At 63.7% G+C, this 17,823-nt stretch carries 10 protein-coding genes; 6 read left to right on the forward strand and 4 right to left on the reverse strand.

Annotation, left to right across the window (positions count from 1 at the left end; genetic code table 11):
* The first annotated feature begins 6 nt into the window (after positions 1–6).
* The 4 genes from E5X88_RS22560 (at position 7) to E5X88_RS22575 (ending at position 7,027) form a co-directional block, all read left to right on the forward strand.
* Positions 7–1,542 (forward strand): Do family serine endopeptidase, encoded by a 1,536-nt coding sequence (locus E5X88_RS22560; RefSeq protein ID WP_292165250.1) that lies wholly within the window; start codon positions 7–9, stop codon positions 1,540–1,542.
* Positions 1,543–1,915: 373 nt separating this feature from the next.
* Positions 1,916–2,590, forward strand: a complete 675-nt coding sequence (locus tag E5X88_RS22565; RefSeq protein ID WP_292165311.1) for a response regulator transcription factor — start codon at positions 1,916–1,918, stop codon at positions 2,588–2,590.
* Between the two features lies 1 nt (position 2,591).
* Positions 2,592–4,067 carry an ATP-binding protein gene (locus E5X88_RS22570; protein ID WP_292165252.1) on the forward strand — a complete coding sequence of 492 codons (1,476 nt, stop codon included), beginning with the start codon at positions 2,592–2,594 and terminating at the stop codon, positions 4,065–4,067.
* On the forward strand, positions 4,067–7,027 hold the full coding sequence (locus E5X88_RS22575) for a bifunctional [glutamine synthetase] adenylyltransferase/[glutamine synthetase]-adenylyl-L-tyrosine phosphorylase (protein ID WP_292165254.1): 2,961 nt from the start codon (positions 4,067–4,069) through the stop codon (positions 7,025–7,027). The genes E5X88_RS22570 and E5X88_RS22575 overlap by 1 nt, the downstream gene beginning before the upstream one ends.
* A gap of 150 nt (positions 7,028–7,177) precedes the next feature.
* Here the strand turns inward: E5X88_RS22575 and E5X88_RS22580 are convergent, their stop codons facing one another.
* The gene (locus E5X88_RS22580; protein WP_292165255.1) at positions 7,178–9,505 is read right to left on the reverse strand and encodes a PAS domain-containing sensor histidine kinase; all 2,328 of its coding nucleotides are present in this window, start codon (positions 9,503–9,505) and stop codon (positions 7,178–7,180) included.
* Between the two features lie 180 nt (positions 9,506–9,685).
* The gene (gene pepN, locus E5X88_RS22585; protein ID WP_292165256.1) at positions 9,686–12,331 is read right to left on the reverse strand and encodes an aminopeptidase N; all 2,646 of its coding nucleotides are present in this window, start codon (positions 12,329–12,331) and stop codon (positions 9,686–9,688) included.
* A gap of 155 nt (positions 12,332–12,486) precedes the next feature.
* Here pepN and E5X88_RS22590 point away from each other — a divergent pair, with 155 nt between their 5' ends.
* Together E5X88_RS22590 and E5X88_RS22595 are read left to right on the forward strand one after the other, a co-directional pair.
* Positions 12,487–14,793, forward strand: a complete 2,307-nt coding sequence (locus E5X88_RS22590; RefSeq protein WP_292165258.1) for a xanthine dehydrogenase family protein molybdopterin-binding subunit — start codon at positions 12,487–12,489, stop codon at positions 14,791–14,793.
* A gap of 163 nt (positions 14,794–14,956) precedes the next feature.
* The gene (locus E5X88_RS22595; protein WP_292165313.1) at positions 14,957–15,859 is read left to right on the forward strand and encodes a DMT family transporter; all 903 of its coding nucleotides are present in this window, start codon (positions 14,957–14,959) and stop codon (positions 15,857–15,859) included.
* Positions 15,860–15,862: 3 nt separating this feature from the next.
* Here the strand turns inward: E5X88_RS22595 and E5X88_RS22600 are convergent, their stop codons facing one another.
* Both E5X88_RS22600 and E5X88_RS22605 read right to left on the reverse strand, forming a co-directional pair.
* On the reverse strand, positions 15,863–16,675 hold the full coding sequence (locus E5X88_RS22600) for a helix-turn-helix transcriptional regulator (protein ID WP_292165260.1): 813 nt from the start codon (positions 16,673–16,675) through the stop codon (positions 15,863–15,865).
* A gap of 128 nt (positions 16,676–16,803) precedes the next feature.
* Positions 16,804–17,685 carry a uracil-DNA glycosylase gene (locus tag E5X88_RS22605; RefSeq protein WP_292165262.1) on the reverse strand — a complete coding sequence of 294 codons (882 nt, stop codon included), beginning with the start codon at positions 17,683–17,685 and terminating at the stop codon, positions 16,804–16,806.
* Between the last annotated feature and the right edge of the window lie 138 nt (positions 17,686–17,823).

Raw genomic sequence — 17,823 nt, forward strand, 5'->3', positions numbered from 1 at the left:
AGACCCATGAATACTGCCCCCAATTCATATCCCCGCACCCGCAAACGCCTGATGGCGGCCGCCGCTTCAGTGGCCATTGCCGGCGCGATCGGCTTCGGCGCCGTTGCCACGGGCACAGTCCCGGTCCTGGCCGAGGCCGTGCGTGTCGAGGCGCCGCAGGTCCCGAGCTTCGCCGATGTGGTCGAGCGCGTTTCGCCGGCGGTCGTCAGTGTCCGTGTCAAGGCCAAGATCGAATCGACCGCCGACGACGGCTCCGACATGCCCGACGGCTTCGGCAATCTTCCCGACGATCCGCAATTGCGCCGCTTCTTCAGGGAGTTCCGCGGCTTTGGCGATCAGGACGGCCGGGATGGAATGCGGCGTTTCGGACGCCGTGACCACAACCGCCAGCCGCGGCCGGTGGCGCAAGGATCCGGCTTCTTCATTTCGGAGGATGGCTACCTCGTCACCAACAACCACGTCGTCGGAGAAGGCTCGTCCTTCACCGTGGTGATGCATGACGGCAAGGAACTTGACGCCAAACTGGTCGGCACCGATCCGCGCACTGATCTCGCCGTGCTCAAGGTCGAAGGCGACGGCAAGTTCACCTATGTCGACTTCGCCGATGATTCCAAGGTTCGCGTCGGCGACTGGGTCGTGGCCGTCGGCAACCCGTTCGGCCTCGGCGGCACGGTCACCGCCGGCATCGTCTCGGCCCGTGGCCGCGATATCGGCGCCGGTCCCTATGACGATTTCATCCAGATCGATGCGTCGGTGAACCGCGGCAGTTCGGGTGGCCCGACCTTCAATCTCAACGGCCAGGTCGTCGGCATCAACACCGCGATCTTCTCGCCGTCCGGCGGCAATGTCGGCATTGCTTTCGACATTCCTGCCTCGACGGCAAAGCAGGTTGTGCAGGATCTGATGAAGAACGGCACCGTCCAGCGCGGCTGGCTTGGCGTCGAGATCCAGCCGGTCACCTCCGAAATCGCCGAATCGCTCGGGCTGAAGTCCGACAAGGGTGCGCTCGTTTCCAGTGCCCAGGACGATGGTCCCGGCAAGAAGGCCGGTATATCAGCTGGTGACGTCATCACTCAGGTGGACGGCAAGGATGTCGCTTCGCCGAAGGAACTCGCCCGTCTGATCGGCTCCTACCAGCCCGGCAAGCCGGTCGACGTCACGCTGTGGCGTGACGGCAAGAGTGAGACCGTCAAGGTCGATCTCGGCACGCTGCCCTCGAACGACAAGCAGGCCTCGGCCGAGCAGCAGCCTTCCGCTCCGCCAGCGGCCGACACGCTGGCCGATCTCGGCCTCACCGTCGCCAGGTCCGACGATGGCAAGGGGCTGGTGGTAACCGATGTCGACCCCGACAGCGATGCCGCCGATCGCGGCATCCAGCCCGGCGACATCATCACCTCGGTCAATTCGACCGAAGTGAATGGCACCGACGACGTCGCCAAGGCCATGGCCGACGCCGTGAAGTCCGGCCGCAAGGCGGTGCTGATGCAGATCAGCCGCGACGACAGCAACCGCTTCGTCGCGCTGCCTGTCGCCAAAGGCTGACGTCCCGGACTTTTCCGGTGCGGTGGTTTCAAACACCCCCGGGCCGCCGCATGGGAAAGCACGGGGACGGAACACGTTAGTCAGTCATCGTGTTCCGCTCCCGCGGCAGCGGGCTCCCATCGCCCGCTGCCGCGTCAACCCGGAGCATGTCGTCCAAAAAGTGCCCAGCGGTTTTGGGGCAACGACATGCTCACGTCGCCCAAAAGCTTGCCCTCTAGGCTTGACCCGAGGGTGCCTTCCGGTTTTGGGCGCTATGCCAAAACAAAGACTTATTGCGTATCCTTGAATCACTTTGTTCGCGATACGCCTGATGAAGGCCATGATGCATATGCCGGCCACTCAATCTTCCAGCGAAATCGCGTATAACGGCTCCATGAAGATTCTCGTCATAGAAGACGATCGCGAAGCGGCCGATTACCTCCAGAAAGCCTTCACCGAGGCTGGACACACCGCGCATGTCGCCGGCGACGGCGAAACCGGCTTCGCACTCGCCGATGCCGGCGATTATGACGTGATGGTCGTCGACCGCATGTTGCCGCGCCGCGATGGCCTGTCGGTCATCGCCGGTCTGCGCTCCAGGGGCAACACGACGCCGGTGCTGATCCTTTCGGCGCTCGGCGAAGTCGACGACCGGGTCACCGGCTTGCGCGCCGGTGGCGACGATTATCTGACCAAGCCCTATGCCTTCTCCGAGCTCTTGGCCCGCGTCGAGGTGCTGAACCGCCGCGCCAGCGCCAGAGAAGCCGAAACCGTCTACCGGGTCGGCGATCTCGAACTCGACAGGCTCTCCCATTCGGTGCGGCGCGGGGGGCGCGAGATCACACTGCAGCCGCGCGAGTTCCGCCTGCTCGAATATCTGATGCGCCATGCCGGCCAGGTAGTAACGCGCACCATGCTGCTGGAAAATGTCTGGGACTACCACTTCGATCCGCAGACCAACGTCATCGACGTTCACGTCTCGCGGTTGCGCGGCAAGATCGAGAAGGGCTTCGACAAGCCGATCCTGCACACGGTTCGCGGCGCCGGCTATATGCTCAAGAGCGGGTAGCATGGCTCTTTCCGTGCCGGCCATCATGAGGACGACGGCAGCGCGGCTTTCGGCGCTCTATTTCCTGCTGTTCGCTATCTGTGCGGTACTGCTCGTCTTCTACATGACCTCGCTGTCGGCGCGCATGCTGACCGCGCAGACGCAGGAGACCATCAACGATGAAGTGCTCGGCCTCGCCCGGGCCTATCAGCGCGGCGGCCTGCCGGTGCTGGTACGTGTGGTCGAACAGCGCTCCCGCCAGCCGGGAGCCAATCTCTACCTGATCGCCGACGTCAACGGCCAGATCCTGACCGGAAACGTGCAAAGCCTGGAGCCGGGCGTTCTCGAGGCGGAGGGCTGGACCACTCGTCCGTTCTCCTACCGGCGCTTCGGCGAGGGCGAGCTCGAGCGGCAACGCAACCCGGCGTCCGATCAGAGCGAAATGCAATCCGGCGAGAGTGAAGTGCAGGCGGAAGGCGAGAAGGGCCATAACGCTATCGCACTGGTGCTGCGCCTGCCGAACCAGATGATCATGCTGGTCGGTCGCGACCTTGGCGAGCCGGAACGGTTCCGCGCCGTCATCCGCCGCGCCTTGATGCTGGCGCTGGGCATGATGGGGCTTGGCGGGCTTCTGATCTGGTTCTTTGTCGGACGCGCGGCGCTGAAGCGCATCGATTCGGTATCGGAGGCCAGCCGCCGCATCATGGGCGGCGATCTTTCCGGCCGGCTGCCGGTCACCGGGGCAGGCGACGAGTTCGATCGGCTCTCCGAAAATCTTAATTCCATGCTGGCCAGGATCGCCACGCTCAACGAGGGGCTGAAGCAGGTCTCCGACAACATCGCCCACGATCTGAAGACACCGCTGACCAGACTGCGCAACCGTGCCGAGGCGACGCTTTCCGGCAAGCAGAAGACCACCGACTACCGGCAGGCGCTGGAGGGGACCATCGCCGAGTCCGACCAGCTGATAAAAACCTTCAACGCCATCCTGATGATCTCCAGGCTGGAAGCGGGCTATTCTTCCGAAAGCACCAGCCGCGTCGATCTGGCTGCGTCGGTGCGCGATGTCGTCGAGCTCTACGAGCCGGTGGCGGAGGAGGCTGACGTGACACTCGAGACCTCGGTGAAGGATGCCTTCGTCGTCGAAGGCAATCGCGAGTTGATCGGCCAGGCGCTGTCGAACATCGTCGACAACGCGATCAAATATTCAACCGACTCGACAGCCAAGCCGACCGTGCGCGTGGAGCTCGATCGCGTTGGCAGGGAAATCAGGCTTTCCGTCTCGGACAACGGCCAGGGCATTCCCGACGATGCCGATCGCGCCAGGGCGACCGAACGTTTCGTGCGGCTGGAAAAAAGCCGCTCGCAGCCGGGTTCCGGCCTGGGTCTCAGCCTCGCCAAGGCGATCATGAAGTTCCACAACGGGCGGCTTGATCTTCTGCCCGGCGACCCCGGATTGTCCGTGGTCATGAGTTTTCCCGAACCGGAGGATCACTGATGGCGGTGAAGGCGGCTACGGAGCGGGTCGAAACCAGCTGGCTCTTGAAGCCGAAGGCAAAGCTACTTCCTTTGGATCAGAGCCGAGCCCGGCGGGAATTGTCGGAGATCGCTTCCGCCGCGCAGGAAGAGGGGCTTGCCCGGTTGGCGAAATTCCTGGCCGGCAAGGGGGTTGCTCAGGACTTCCTCGCTGCAATATTCGACCTGTCGCCATTCCTGCGCGACAAGGTGCGTCGCCGCCCGCGGATCCTCGATGCGCTTTTCGATGAGACCGTCGAGGCCCGGCTGATTGCGATCGGCGGGGCGATCGACAAGGCCGCGTGGGCGGAAGCCACCTCCGAAAGCAGCCTGATGATGGAGTTGCGGCAATGGAAAGCTGAAGCACATGTCCTGATCGCGTTGGCCGACCTTGCAGGCGAGGCTGAGACCGCCGTCACGGTACGGCGGCTGAGCGATCTTGCCGAGGGCTGCATCCGCGCTGCGGTCGACTTCCTGCTTCGCGACGCGCATGGGCAAGGCAAACTCAAACTGCCGGACGCCGAGGATCCGGCGCGCCAGTCGGGCTGGATCCTGCTCGGCATGGGTAAGCTTGGCGCGCATGAGCTGAACTTTTCCTCTGACATCGACCTTGTCGTGTTCTTCGATCCGCAAGCGCCCGCCGTGGTCGATCCGCTCGATGCGACGGAGCTGTTTTCGCGCCTGACGCGCAGGCTGGCCCGCATTCTCCAGGACCGCACCGAACACGGCTATGTTTTCCGCACCGACCTCCGGCTTCGTCCCGATCCCGGTTCGACGCCGCTGGCGATCCCGGTCGAGGCCGCACTCAACTACTACGAGGCGCGCGGCCAGAACTGGGAGCGCGCCGCCATGATCAAGGCGCGTCCGGTGGCCGGCGATCTCGCGGCCGGTGCTGCGTTCCTGAAGGATCTCCAGCCCTATATCTGGCGCAAATACATGGACTACGCGGCGATTGCCGACGTTCATTCGATCAAACGCCAGATCCACGCCCACAAGGGCCATGGCGAGGTCGCGGTGAAGGGCCACAACGTCAAGCTCGGCCGCGGCGGCATTCGCGAGATCGAATTTTTCGTCCAGACGCAGCAGCTCATCGCCGGCGGACGCTTCCCCGAATTGCGCGGCCGCGAGACCGTGCCGGTGCTTGACCAGCTTGCGGCACGCGGCTGGATCACGGCCGAAGCGCGCGACGCGCTCGTCCGGCAATACTGGTTCCTGCGCCGCGTCGAGCATGCTGTCCAGATGGTCGCTGACGAGCAGATCCATGTACTGCCCGAAGATGACGAAGGGCTCGAACGCATTGCCCGCATGCTGGGTTTTGCCGATGCGGCGACCTTTGCCGAGGCGTTCCGCGCCGCGCTCCATCAGGTCGAACGCCATTACGCGGCACTTTTCGAAACCGCGCCCGAGCTTTCGGCGGGCATTGGCAATTTGGTCTTTACCGGCGATGTCGATGATCCCGATACGTTGCGAACCTTGCGGGGCCTCGGTTTCCAGCGGGCGAGCGACATCTGCCGTGTTATCCGCGGCTGGCACTTCGGCCGTTATCGCGTCACCCAGTCGGCAGAGGCGCGCGAGCGGTTGACCGAATTGACGCCGGCGTTGCTGCAATCCTTCGGCCAGACGCGCCGCGCGGACGAGGCGCTGATACGCTTCGACGAGTTCCTCGCCGGCCTGCCCGCCGGCATTCAGCTGTTCTCGCTGCTCCAGTCCAATCCGGCTCTGCTGAAGCTGCTGGCGACGATCATGGGCGCGGCCCCGAGGCTGGCCGCCATCATCACGCGCCGGCCGCACGTCTTCGACGGCCTGCTTGATCCGGCCCTTTTGACCGAACTTCCCGACCGCGCCTATCTGTCGGCGCGTCTCGCCGCCTTCCTTGAAGGCGACAGGGCCTATGAGGACGTGCTCGACCGCTTGCGCATCTTTGCGTCCGAGCAAAAATTCCTGATCGGCGTCAGGCTGCTTGCCGGCTCGATCGATCCGGCCCGCGCCGGCCGCGCCTTTTCCGACCTGGCCGATCTGACCATCGGCGCGGCGCTGCAGGCGGTCATCGCCGAGTTCTCGGCGCGCCATGGCCGCATCGCCGGCGGCAGGGTTGCGCTGCTCGGCATGGGCAAGCTCGGCAGCCGCGAATTGACGGCCGGCTCCGACGTCGACCTCATCCTGCTCTATGATCACGACGCCGATGCCGAAGAGTCCCGCGGCGACAAGCCGCTCGCTCCCTCCCACTACTACAGTCGGATGACGCAGCGGCTGATTGCCGCCGTATCTGCGCCGACGGCCGAAGGCGTTCTCTATGAGCTCGACCTTCGCCTGCGGCCGTCCGGCAACAAGGGGCCGGTGGCCACCCATGTCGACGCCTTCAAGAAGTATCAGCGCCAGGACGCCTGGACATGGGAGCATATGGCGCTGTCCAGGGCTCGCGCGATCGGTGGCGATCAAGCGCTGTGCGCCGAGGTTGAAACCGAGGTGGCGGCGGTGCTTGCCCTGCCGCGCGACAGCGCCAAGGTGATAGCCGAGGCGTCCGAGATGCGCGCGATGATTGAGAAGGAGAAGCCGCCACATGATCTCTGGGACATCAAGCTGATCCCGGGCGGTCTCATCGACCTGGAATTCATCGCGCAAGTGGCGGTAATCGCGGGGAAGGTCGAAGCAGGGCGCCGGGTCACCGGGACAGCGGAGATCCTGTCGCGGCTGTCGCCGGATTTCGCCGATACGCAGGTCAGGCAGGAGCTTTGCGATGCCTATGTGCTCTATCTGGCGCTGACTCAGATGACGCGGCTCTGCCTCACCGGCGTATTCGAGCGGCACGACGTGCCCCCCGGGCTTTCGGATCTGCTTCTGGCGGTCACCGACCTGCCGGATTTCGGTGTGCTGGAAGCACACCTCAAGGAGACGTCGCAAAAGGTCAGAAAGGATTTCGACCTTTTGCTTCGTGCGAAATGACCATGAAGGCGTAATGCCAAGCGGCCGTTTCGGCGAGAAGGGCCGCGGTTTTGGCCGTCATCTTCAGTGGAGCGATGGCGACGACAGCATGCAGTAAAAGTCACGCCGGCGCCGGCGGCATGACTCGCCGGAGCAAATCCTGATCGTTCCTCAGGCGGCGGCCCTGACCGGCTGCGTCGGTTTTTTGATCGGAATGCGCACCGACACGATCGTGCCGGCGCCTTCGGTGGAGCGGATTTTCAAGGCGCCGCCCTGAAGCTCCGCCAACGAGCGTGAGATGGCAAGGCCAAGGCCGGAACCGGTATGGCTCTTGGAAAACTGGTTCTGCACCTGTTCGAACGGCCGCCCGAGCTTGCTCAGCGCCTCCTTCGGAATGCCGCAGCCATTGTCTTCGATCGTCAGGACCAGAGCGCTGGACGTGTTGCGGGCCCTTACCGCAATACGGCCGCCCTGGCCGGTGAATTTCACTGCATTCGACAGAAGATTGATAACGATCTGCTTGATCGCCCGGCGGTCGGCGAACAGCGTCAGTGAATCGGGGATACGTGTTTCGACGGTGATCGACTTTTCCGCTGCCTGCAGCGAGATGACGCGCACTGTTTCCCTGATCAGCGGGCAAAGATCGATTTCTTCCTGATCCATCGAGAACTGGCCGGCCTCGATCTTCGACATGTCGAGGATGTCGTTGATGACGCCCAGAAGATACTTGCCGCTGCCATTGATGTCGGTGGCATATTCCTCGTAGCGGGGCGAACCCAAAGGCCCAAACAGAGCCTGCTCCATCAGCTCCGAGAAGCCGATGATCGCGTTGAGCGGCGTGCGCAATTCATGCGACATGTTGGCCAGGAACTCGGACTTGGCCCGGTTCGCTGCCTCGGCGCGCTCGGTTTCCTTCATGTATTTGCGGTTGAGTTCGACCAGTTCGCGCGACCGTTCTTCCTCCGCCCGGCGGGCAAGGCTGAGGTCGTGGATCGTCGCCATCAGCCGACGCTCGCTGTCGACCAGCTTCTCCTGGTGCAGCTTGATCTGGGTGATGTCGGAGCCCACCGAGACGGTACCGCCGTCCCTGGTCCGCAACTCGTTCACCTGCAGCCAGCGGCCATCGGCAAGCTGCCGCTCGAAGGTCACGCCGCCTTGCTGCCCGTTGGTGTTGGCAAGCCGGCGCTCCGAGGCGAAGGCAAGCATGCGTTCTTCCAGAACGGCGCGCGAGGCACCCGGCATCACGTCGCGATCCGACAGGCCGTTGTCCTGCTGGTATTTGGAATTGCACATGATCAGACGCTGGGCGGAATCCCAGAGCACGAAGGATTCGTTGATGTTTTCGATAGCTGTTCGCAGACGAAGATCCGCGGCCTCGGAGCGCAACGCCAGGTGCCGTTGCTCGGTGACGTCGACGGCGATGCCGATCAGCTGGATCTCAGGCGCTTCCGGGTCGATCACCTGCGCCCTTGCGCGCATCCACACCCATTGTCCGTCGGCATGGCGCATCCGGAACACCTGGTCGATGTGATCGATCTCGCGTGCGACGATCATGTTGGCGAGCTGGAACAGGTCGCCGTCCTCGGGATGGATGATCTCGTCGACCTCGCCGAACGACAGCATCGTGTCGCAGGGCTCATAGCCCAGCATGTCGTACATCGAGCGTGACCAGTACATCTTGCCGCGCACCATGTCCCAGTCCCACAGGCCGCAGCGGCCGCGCACCAGCGCCATGTCGATGCGCTGGTGCGCTTCCAGATAGATGCGGTCGGCGGCCTGGGCGCGCGCCGCCTGGCCGAAATAGGCATAAAGGATGATGATCAGCACGCCGGCTGTCAGCACGAACAGCGTGACGTTGAGCGAAACGGTCTTGCGCCACGTGTCGAAGACCGCTTCTCGCGGGACGAGTGCCGCGGCAGCACTGTTCCTGCCATTTGTCAGGCTCACCGCCGCATACCAGTCCTGGCCGCCGATGCTGACCTCCATGACGCCGGCGCGGTCGCCGAACATGAACAGCGGTTGACCGCCCTGGGCGATGACGTCGAGCGACCGTCCCTCCCAACGGGTCGATTGAGGGGTCACGGCAACGATCTTGAACGCTCCGTCTGTGACCGCAAGCACGTGGCTTCGGCCCATGCCGCCCTGACGGCTGATACCTTCCAGAAGGTCCTGCGTCGCGCCCGGCGTTGAGGCAATGTTCGCGTCGGCGGCAATCGAGCTGGCCAGTTGGCCCGCCGCGAGCGAGAGGATAGCCTTGGCGTCGCGTTCCACGTCGTCGCGCTCGTTCATCAGTGACAGGAACCGCAGCGCGGCGATGACGAGCAGGAAAATGATGATGAGGGCCGGTATCGATCGGCGCAACAATGGTTCGGCTGCCAGGAGCCGTCGGTAGGCGGGTTCGGCGATGAGCCGCGCGTTGCCGGCGAGACCGTCGCTTCTCGCCTCACGTCGCTCAAAAGCCGTCCCTCCGGGCGCGCCCCACGCGTCCGCCTTTGCCATAAATGGCTCTCCCCGGGTTCAAATCTGCTAGATGATCCGGCGACGCCGCACTTCCGAATCGTCAGTAAAGAATCAAAGGTGATTCGCCTTGTCCAGAGGCGCTGCGAAAAAAGATTAAAAATAGACTAAAATAATGCCAAAGCCGCCGATATCCCTCCTCCTTGAGGGGAGGGGAACTCCTCATGCCAGAGTACGCTCGACAATATCGCGCAAATCGGCCGACAGGTTCTCGGCATTGGCAATCGCTAGCAGCGCTTCCCTTGCCTTGGCTTGCCGGGCAGGTTCGAGCGAGCGCCATGATCTGAGTGCGGTCGCCAGCCTGGCGGCCACCTGCGGGTTGCGCTTTTCGACCTGCAGGACCGTTTCGACGAAAAACCGGTAACCTTCGCCGTCGGCGCGATGGAAGCCGGTCTGGTTGGCGCTGGAAAACGTACCGACGAGCGAGCGCACCCGGTTCGGGTTGGCCATCGAGAAGGCCGGGTGGCCGGTCAGCGCGCGCACCGCGTCGACGGTTCGCGGGCCGGGCACGTTGGCCTGGATCTGGAACCATTTGTCCATCACCAGCGGGTCGGCCGCATATTTCGTTTCGAAGTCAGCCAGCGCCTTGACCGTCTCGGGCGAACCGCTGTGGCGGAGCGCAAGCACGGTCAGTGCGGCGGCGCGGTCCGTCATGTTGGTTGCCGACTGGAAATGCCGGGCCGCAAGCACGGCGCCTCCCGGCAGCAGCGAGAGATAGTCGAGCAAGGTGTTGCGCTGCGCCCTGCGTCCTGCGCTCGCCGCGTCCGGACTGAACGGACCATTGTCGCCGAGGCGATCGTAGAGGCGGGGAAATATCTCCCGGTTGGCCTCTGCGATCGCGACCGCCAGCGCCTCACGGCCCGAAAAAATCGCATCGGGATCGATGTTCTTGCCGATGTCACGGGCGATATCGGCTTCGCTCGGAAGCGCCAGGGCCAGCGCCCGATAGGCCGGTTCGAGTGTCTCGTCGCCGGCTATCTTGCCGGCAAGATCTGTCAGCCGCGATGCGAAACCGGGCTGCTTGCCGCCAAGGACCTGACGGAAGGCTGATATCAGCGCGTCGGTCAAAAGCGTGTTGAACGCCTGCCAGCGCGCGAAGGCGTCGCTGTCATGGCCGGCAAGGAAGAACTGATCGTCGGCCTTCTGCTCGACCGAAAGCGTCACCGGCGCGGAGAAGCCGCGGTTGAGTGACATCGCCGGGCGCTCGGCGACGCCCGAAAAGCGCACCATGTGCCGGCGCTTGCGAATATGGATGACGCCATCCTCGACGCTGGCGCCCTCGACGCCGCTATAGGCTATCGCTTTGCCATCGGTACCGACCAGGCCGAAGGCAAGCGGAATGTGCATCAGCCGCTTGCGGCTTTCGGATGGCGTCGGCGGCACCGACTGCTCGATCTCGAGCGTGAATTCCTGCGCTGCCGGATTGTGCGTCGAACTGACCGTCAGATTGGGCGTGCCCGCCTGATGGTACCAGAGCGAAAATTGCGACAGATCGCGGCCGGATACATCCTCGAACACCCTGATGAAGTCCTCGATCGTCGCTGCCTGGCCGTCATGGCGCTCGAAATAGAGATCCATGCCGGCCCGGAACGCCTCGGCGCCGAGAATGGTGCGGATCATGCGCACCACTTCCGAGCCCTTTTCGTAGACTGTCGCCGTGTAGAAATTGTTGATCTCGCGGTAGCGGCGCGGCCGCACCGGATGCGCCAACGGTCCCTGGTCTTCGGGAAACTGATGCGCCCTGAGCGTGCGCACTTCGGCAATGCGTTTCACCGCCCGCGAGCGCTGGTCGGCGGAGAATTCATGATCGCGGAAGACCGTCAGCCCTTCCTTCAGGCAAAGCTGGAACCAGTCGCGGCAAGTGATTCTGTTGCCAGTCCAATTGTGGAAATACTCATGCGCGATGATCGCCTCGATGTTGGCGAAATCGGCGTCCGTGGCGGTCTCCTGGTCGGCCAGCACATATTTGTCGTTGAAGATGTTGAGGCCCTTGTTCTCCATCGCGCCCATGTTGAAATCGGACACGGCGACGATGTTGAAGACGTCGAGGTCGTATTCGCGGCCAAACGCATCCTCGTCCCATTTCATCGACCGTTTCAGGGCATCCATGGCGTAGCCGGCGAGCCGCTCCTTGCCCGGCTCGACATAGATGCCGAGCTCGACCCTGCGGCCGGACAGCGTGACGAAGCTGTCGGCGACCTTGCCGAGCGCGCCCGCCACCAGGGCGAACAGATAGGACGGCTTGGGGAAGGGGTCGTGCCAGACTGCATAGTGCCAGCCGTCGGCAAGTTCGCCGCTGCCCGCCGGGTTGCCGTTCGAAAGAAGCAGTGACGCCTCGCTGTGCGGCGCCTCGATGCGCACCGTATAGACCGACAGGATATCCGGGCGGTCGAGAAAATAGGTGATGCGTCGAAAGCCCTCGGCCTCGCATTGCGTGCAATAGACGTTGCTGGAGCGATAGAGGCCCATCAGGGCTTCGTTTCGTGCCGGCGCCAGCTCGGTTTCGATCAGGAGCTGGAAGCGGATTGCCGCGGGCGGCGCGGTGATCGTCAGTTGATCGGGCGTGGCAAAAAAATCCGCCGGCGCGAGTGTCTGGCCGTCGATTGCGATGCGGTTGAGCGTCAGGCCATCGCCGTCCAGCACCAGCGGCACTGACGCCGCTACGCCATCGCGGCGTTCGACTGTCAGCACCGCGGTGACGCGTGTGGCTTCTGGCGACAGGCGGAAAGTCAGGCTGGTTTCCGGAATGAGATAGTCGTTGGGGCGATAGTCTTCGAGCTTGAAGACCTGGCCGGTGTCAGTGCGCATTCCGTGGGGTTTCCTGTCGATTCCCGCAGCGGCAGGTGGGGCCGCTGGTCCAAAAAATTCGAAGCCCGCGCTCTTTACACGAAACCGTCACTCGACAAAACTGGCGCAACGCCTATTTCAGGCACTCGTTCTCCAATCATCATCGCGAGGTATCCATGACCGTCGTCACACCGAAATTCGGCATGGGCGCCTCTGTGTTACGTCGCGAGGATCAGGCCTTCATCAAGGGTCTCGGTCGCTATACGGACGACATCCAGCCGGCCGGCATCCTGCACGGCTATGTCCTGCGCTCGCCGGTAGCAAAGGCAAGCTTCACCGTCGGTTCGACCGAGGCGGCCAAAGCAGCACCTGGTGTCCATCTGGTGCTGACCGGTGCGGACCTTGCTCATCTCGGCGATCTGAAATCCGGCGTCATGCAGAGGCAGCCGGATGGCACCAAGGCGCCGACGCGCGACATTCCAATCCTTTGTCGCGACCGGGTCAATTACGTCGGCGATGCCGTCGCATTCATCGTCGCCGACAGCCGCGCTCTGGCACAGGACGCGGCCGAGCTGATCGAGGTCGACTACGATGACGAGGATGCCGCGTCCGGCACCGCCACGGCGCTTGACGAAGGCACGCCGCTGGTGTGGCCGGAACTCGGCTCCAACCGCGCCTTCAGCTACCACGTCGGCGACAAGGCGAAGACGGCGGCGGCATTCGCCAGGGCCGCGCATGTCACCCGCATCGAATTCATCAACAACCGGCTGGTCTGCAACTACATGGAGCCGCGCTCGGCGATCGGCGAGTGGAATACGCAAGAGAACCGCTTCGTGCTGACGACGGGCTCGCAGGGCGTGCATTCCATGCAGTCGATCCTCGCTGACGTTTTCAAGATCAAGAAGGACCAGCTGCGCATCATCACGCCGGATGTCGGCGGTGGCTTCGGGCCGAAGAGCTTCGTCTATCGCGAGCATCCGCTGGTGCTCGAGGCCGCCAGGCGCCTTGGCCGTCCGGTGAAATGGGCCGGCGACCGCACCGAGCATTTCCTCACCGATGCGCAAGGCCGCGACAATGTCGTGACGGCAGAAATGGCGATGGACAAGGACGGCCGTTTCCTCGGCATGAAGGTCGATCTTCTCGCCAATATCGGCGCCTATGTCTCGCAATACGGCCCGTTCATCCCCTACATCGGCGTCACCATGTCGACCGGCGTCTACGACATCCAGGCGCTCGACGTTTCGGTGACCGGCCTCTACACCAACACCTGCCCGGTCGATGCCTATCGCGGCGCCGGCCGTCCGGAAGCGGCATTCCTGCTGGAAAAGCTCGTCGACGCCTGCGCTCACGATCTGGGCCTTCCCGTCGAAGAGATCCGCCGGCGCAATTTCATTCGGCCAAACCAGTTTCCCTACCGCACGCAGACCGGCCGCCTTTACGATACCGGCGAATTCGCAGGCCATATGGACCGCGCCATCGAACAGGCGGAATGGGCGGCGTTCCCGGAGCGGCTGGCGCAGTCGAAGGCTGAAGGAAAGATCCGCGGCATCGGCATGGCGACCTATATCGAGGCCTGTGCCTTTCCGGGCTCTGAACCGGCCTTTGTCGAATTGAATGGCGACGGCACGGTGACGCTGAAGATCGGCACCCAGACCAACGGGCAGGGACACGCGACCGCCTATGCGCAGTTCCTTTCGGAAAAGCTTCATCTCGACATCGACAAGATCCATGTCCGTCAGGGCGATACCGACGAACTGAAGGCCGGTGGCGGCACCGGCGGCTCGCGTTCCATCCCGCTCGGCGGCGTATCAGCTTCTCGCGCCGGCGAGGATCTGGCCAACAAGATCAAGCGCATCGCCGCGGATGAACTGGAAGCCTCGGCCGGCGACATCGAATTGTCCAACGGCGTTGCCCGCATCGTCGGCACCGACCGCACCATCGATTTTTCCAGCATCGCCAAGGCCGCCAAGGACCCGGACGATCTCAAAGGTTTTGGTGAGTTCGTGCAGGACGAATGCACCTATCCGAACGGCCCCCATATCTGCGAGGTCGAGATCGATCCCGATACCGGCACGACGGAGATTGTCCGCTACACGATCGTCGACGATTTCGGCGTCACCGTGAATCCGATCCTGCTGGCCGGCCAGGTGCATGGCGGCGTCGTCCAGGGTATCGGCCAGGCGCTGACCGAGAACACGGTTTATGGCGAGGACGGGCAGCTGTTGACGGCGAGCTTCATGGACTATGCCATGCCGCGCGCCGACGATTTCCCGTTCTTCCATTTCGAGACCCGCAACGTGCCATCGACCACCAATGCTCTGGGCATCAAGGGCGCCGGTGAGGCCGGCACGATCGGGGCGACGCCGGCCGCGCTCAATGCGGTGACCGATGCGCTCTATCGCGCCTATGGCATCAAACACATCGACATGCCGGCGACGCCGGCACGCATCTGGGCGACAATACAGGCAACTGCCAGACCATGATTCCGAACCGAAGCTCCGCGTCAACGAAAAGTGGAATCCGGTTTTCGGAAAAGATCGTGATCAAACAACAGGTTAGAACCCTATCTCGATTCTGTCGGGATGGATCAGGCTCGAAGTGACAACAGCAGACCATCCGGGCGGCCACAATACGCTCACCGGGATCATGCTCAAGATCGTGTCGGTGGCGGTCTTTGTCGGCATGTCGTCCTGCATCAAGGCGGCGGGCACGGTGCCGGTGGGCCAGATCGCCTTCTTCCGCTCCTTCTTCGCCATCTTTCCGATCGTCATCTTCCTCGCCTTCCAGGGGAAGCTTGGCACCGCGTTCTCGACCAAGCGCCCGCTCAACCACATTGCGCGCGGGGTTGTCGGCGTCTGCGCCATGGGCCTCAGCTTCTTCGCGCTGACACGGCTGCCGCTGCCCGAGGCGATCACGCTGAACTACGCACAGCCGCTGCTGGTGGTGGTGTTCAGTTCGATCTTCCTCGGCGAAGCGATCCGCGTCTATCGCTGGAGCGCGGTTGCGGTCGGACTGGTCGGCGTGCTGATCATCTCGTGGCCGGAACTGACGCTGCTGAGTTCGGGCGCGGCACTCGGCGATCAGGAGGTGCTTGGCGTCATCGCAGCCCTGGCCGGGGCAGCGACCTCGGCCGTCGCCATGCTGCTCGTGCGCAATCTCGTCCAGAGCGAGCCGACGGCAACCATCGTGCTGTGGTTTTCGGTGACGGCGAGCGTCTTGGCGCTGCTTTCGCTGCCGTTCGGCTGGCAGGCGCTGACACCGCTGCAGGCGGGTCTTCTCGTTGCCGCAGGCTTTTGCGGCGGGCTCGCCCAGATTCTGATGACGGCAGCCTATCGCCATGCCGAAGCCTCGGTCGTGGCGCCCTTCGAATACACGTCGATGATACTTGGCATCGTCGTCGGCTATCTCGCCTTCGGCGACGTCCCGACGGTTCATATGCTCATCGGCGGCCTGATCGTCGTCGCCGCCGGCATCTTCATCATCTGGCGCGAGCGCCAGCTTGGCCTCGAACGTGCCCGCACCCGCCAGGCGGTCCCGCCGCAGGGGTGATGATCAGGACGGCTCGGCCCGCTCCTTTGCCAATCGCACCAGCACCGTCCTTGTCTGCTCGTCGGAGGGGAAAAAGGATTCGATCGCCAGTTCCGACAGCGTCACGTCGAGCGGCGTGCCGAACACGGTGATCGTGCTGATGAACGACAGCACGGCATCGCCATGGGCGAGCCGCAGCGGGTGCACGATCGCGTTCGGCTCGACCGGTACCGGCCGTCCGCCTTTCAGGCCTGACGGATAGGTGCGAAGCTCGCGTTCCAGTTCGACCAGAACCGGGTCGCCCGAGGCGTCGTTCTGGTGTTTCAGCCGGTCAAGAAGATGCGCGCGCCATTCGGCGAGGTTGACGATGCGCGGCGCAACGCCACCCGGGTGCAGGCTAAGCCGCAGCACGTTGACCGGGGGCTTCAGCAAGGAGGGCTCGGCGACGTTGGCCAGGAACGGGCCGATGGCGGCATTCGCCGACACCAGGTTCCAGTGCCGGTCGACAGCGAGCGCCGGGAAGGGTTCGTGTCCCTTGAGCACGATCTCGACGGCGGCCATTGCGGGCGCCAGCGCCGTGTCGGTGAGTGAACGCTCGCTGAAACTCGGAGCAAAGCCCGCGGCCAGCAGGAGCTGGTTGCGCTGCCTCAGCGGGATCGACAGCTGCTCGGCTAGATGCAGAACCATGTCGCGCGAGGGTGCGGCACGCCCGCTTTCCACGAAGCTCAGATGCCGTTGCGAGATTTCGGCTTCCATGGCGAGGTCAAGCTGGCTCATGCGCCGGCGCGTGCGCCATTCGCGAATGAGGCTGCCGGCGGAAGTCTGTGCTGAAGTCATGGCGGTATGACTAGGCCGCCAGGGGATGCATTTCAATTACCTTGGAGGTTATCGGTACAGCATCTACGTCGGAGATTGGCGAAAGCGATGATGCAGCCAATCTCTCCCACAAGGGGGGAGATTGGCAATCACCCCAATTCCTTCAGCTTCGCCTTCACCTCAAGAAAATCCCGCCACGCCAGCTTCTTGTGCGCGGGGGTTCTCAAGAGGTAGGCGGGGTGCAAGGTCGGCATGGCGGGAATGGCAACGCCGGAGGCGGTCGTGTGGACGCGCCAATTGCCGCGCAGCCGCAGGATACCCTCGGTGGTGTTGAGCAGGGTCTTTGCCGAGGGGCCGCCCAGATTGACCAACACCTTCGGATTGACCAGTTCGATCTGTCGTTCGATGAACGGCCGGCAGATCTCGGTCTCGTGCGGTGTCGGGGTGCGGTTGCCCGGTGGCCGCCAGGGGATCACATTGGCGATGTAGGCCGACGTCCGGTCGAGGCCGATCGCGGCCAGCATCCGGTCGAGCAGCCGGCCGGAGCGGCCGACGAACGGCAATCCCTCGATGTCCTCGTCGCGGCCAGGCGCCTCGCCGACCAGCATGACAGCAGCGTTCGGATTGCCGTCGGCGAACACCAGGTTCTTGGCGGTGAATTTGAGGTTGCAGCCGTCGAATGCCGCCATGTGCTGGCGAAGCTCGTCCAGGGTCGTCGCCGTCGTCGCCAGTTGGCGCGCCAACGCCGCTTGCGCCTCGTCGGGCACCGTCGCGGAGGCGGAAGGCGGGCGCGCTGGTGGAGCGTCCGGCAACCGGCTCATGTCGGGGCGCGGCGGTTGGGCAGGAGGCCTTGGCGCCAGGGTTTTGCCGGCAGGCACCGTCGCCTCCGGCATACGCTCCGGCGGCTTCGGCGCCGTCTCGGCAAACCGGTTTACCGGCGCCTCTTCGAGCGCTTCATCGACGCCGGCACTGGCGTAGAAGGCGAGCAAATCCGCGAGATCGGATCTGTTCATGGGGGAGGCGGCAGACATGGCGCCACCATCGTCCGCGCGACCACGATTTGCAAGTTGGTGATTGGCGAAAGCGATGGTGACAGCCAATCTCCCTCCTCGAGGGGAAGATCGGCGCGCGCTCGGCCGCCTTCGCCAATCGTAAAGGCAACATTGCCC

Source organism: Mesorhizobium sp. (genome assembly GCF_004962245.1).
In the GTDB taxonomy this organism is placed as follows: domain Bacteria; phylum Pseudomonadota; class Alphaproteobacteria; order Rhizobiales; family Rhizobiaceae; genus Mesorhizobium.

Excerpts from the sequence above, each read along its gene's own strand:
- E5X88_RS22590 (WP_292165258.1), top strand. The coding sequence starts at position 12,487 with ATGACCGTCGTCACACCGAAATTCGGCATGGGCGCCTCTGTGTTACGT.
- E5X88_RS22570 (WP_292165252.1), top strand. The coding sequence starts at position 2,592 with ATGGCTCTTTCCGTGCCGGCCATCATGAGGACGACGGCAGCGCGGCTT.
- E5X88_RS22595 (WP_292165313.1), top strand. The coding sequence starts at position 14,957 with ATGCTCAAGATCGTGTCGGTGGCGGTCTTTGTCGGCATGTCGTCCTGC.
- E5X88_RS22575 (WP_292165254.1), top strand. The coding sequence starts at position 4,067 with ATGGCGGTGAAGGCGGCTACGGAGCGGGTCGAAACCAGCTGGCTCTTG.
- E5X88_RS22560 (WP_292165250.1), top strand. The coding sequence starts at position 7 with ATGAATACTGCCCCCAATTCATATCCCCGCACCCGCAAACGCCTGATG.
- E5X88_RS22600 (WP_292165260.1), bottom strand. The coding sequence starts at position 16,675 with ATGACTTCAGCACAGACTTCCGCCGGCAGCCTCATTCGCGAATGGCGC.
- E5X88_RS22580 (WP_292165255.1), bottom strand. The coding sequence starts at position 9,505 with ATGGCAAAGGCGGACGCGTGGGGCGCGCCCGGAGGGACGGCTTTTGAG.
- pepN (WP_292165256.1), bottom strand. The coding sequence starts at position 12,331 with ATGCGCACTGACACCGGCCAGGTCTTCAAGCTCGAAGACTATCGCCCC.
- E5X88_RS22565 (WP_292165311.1), top strand. The coding sequence starts at position 1,916 with ATGAAGATTCTCGTCATAGAAGACGATCGCGAAGCGGCCGATTACCTC.
- E5X88_RS22605 (WP_292165262.1), bottom strand. The coding sequence starts at position 17,685 with ATGTCTGCCGCCTCCCCCATGAACAGATCCGATCTCGCGGATTTGCTC.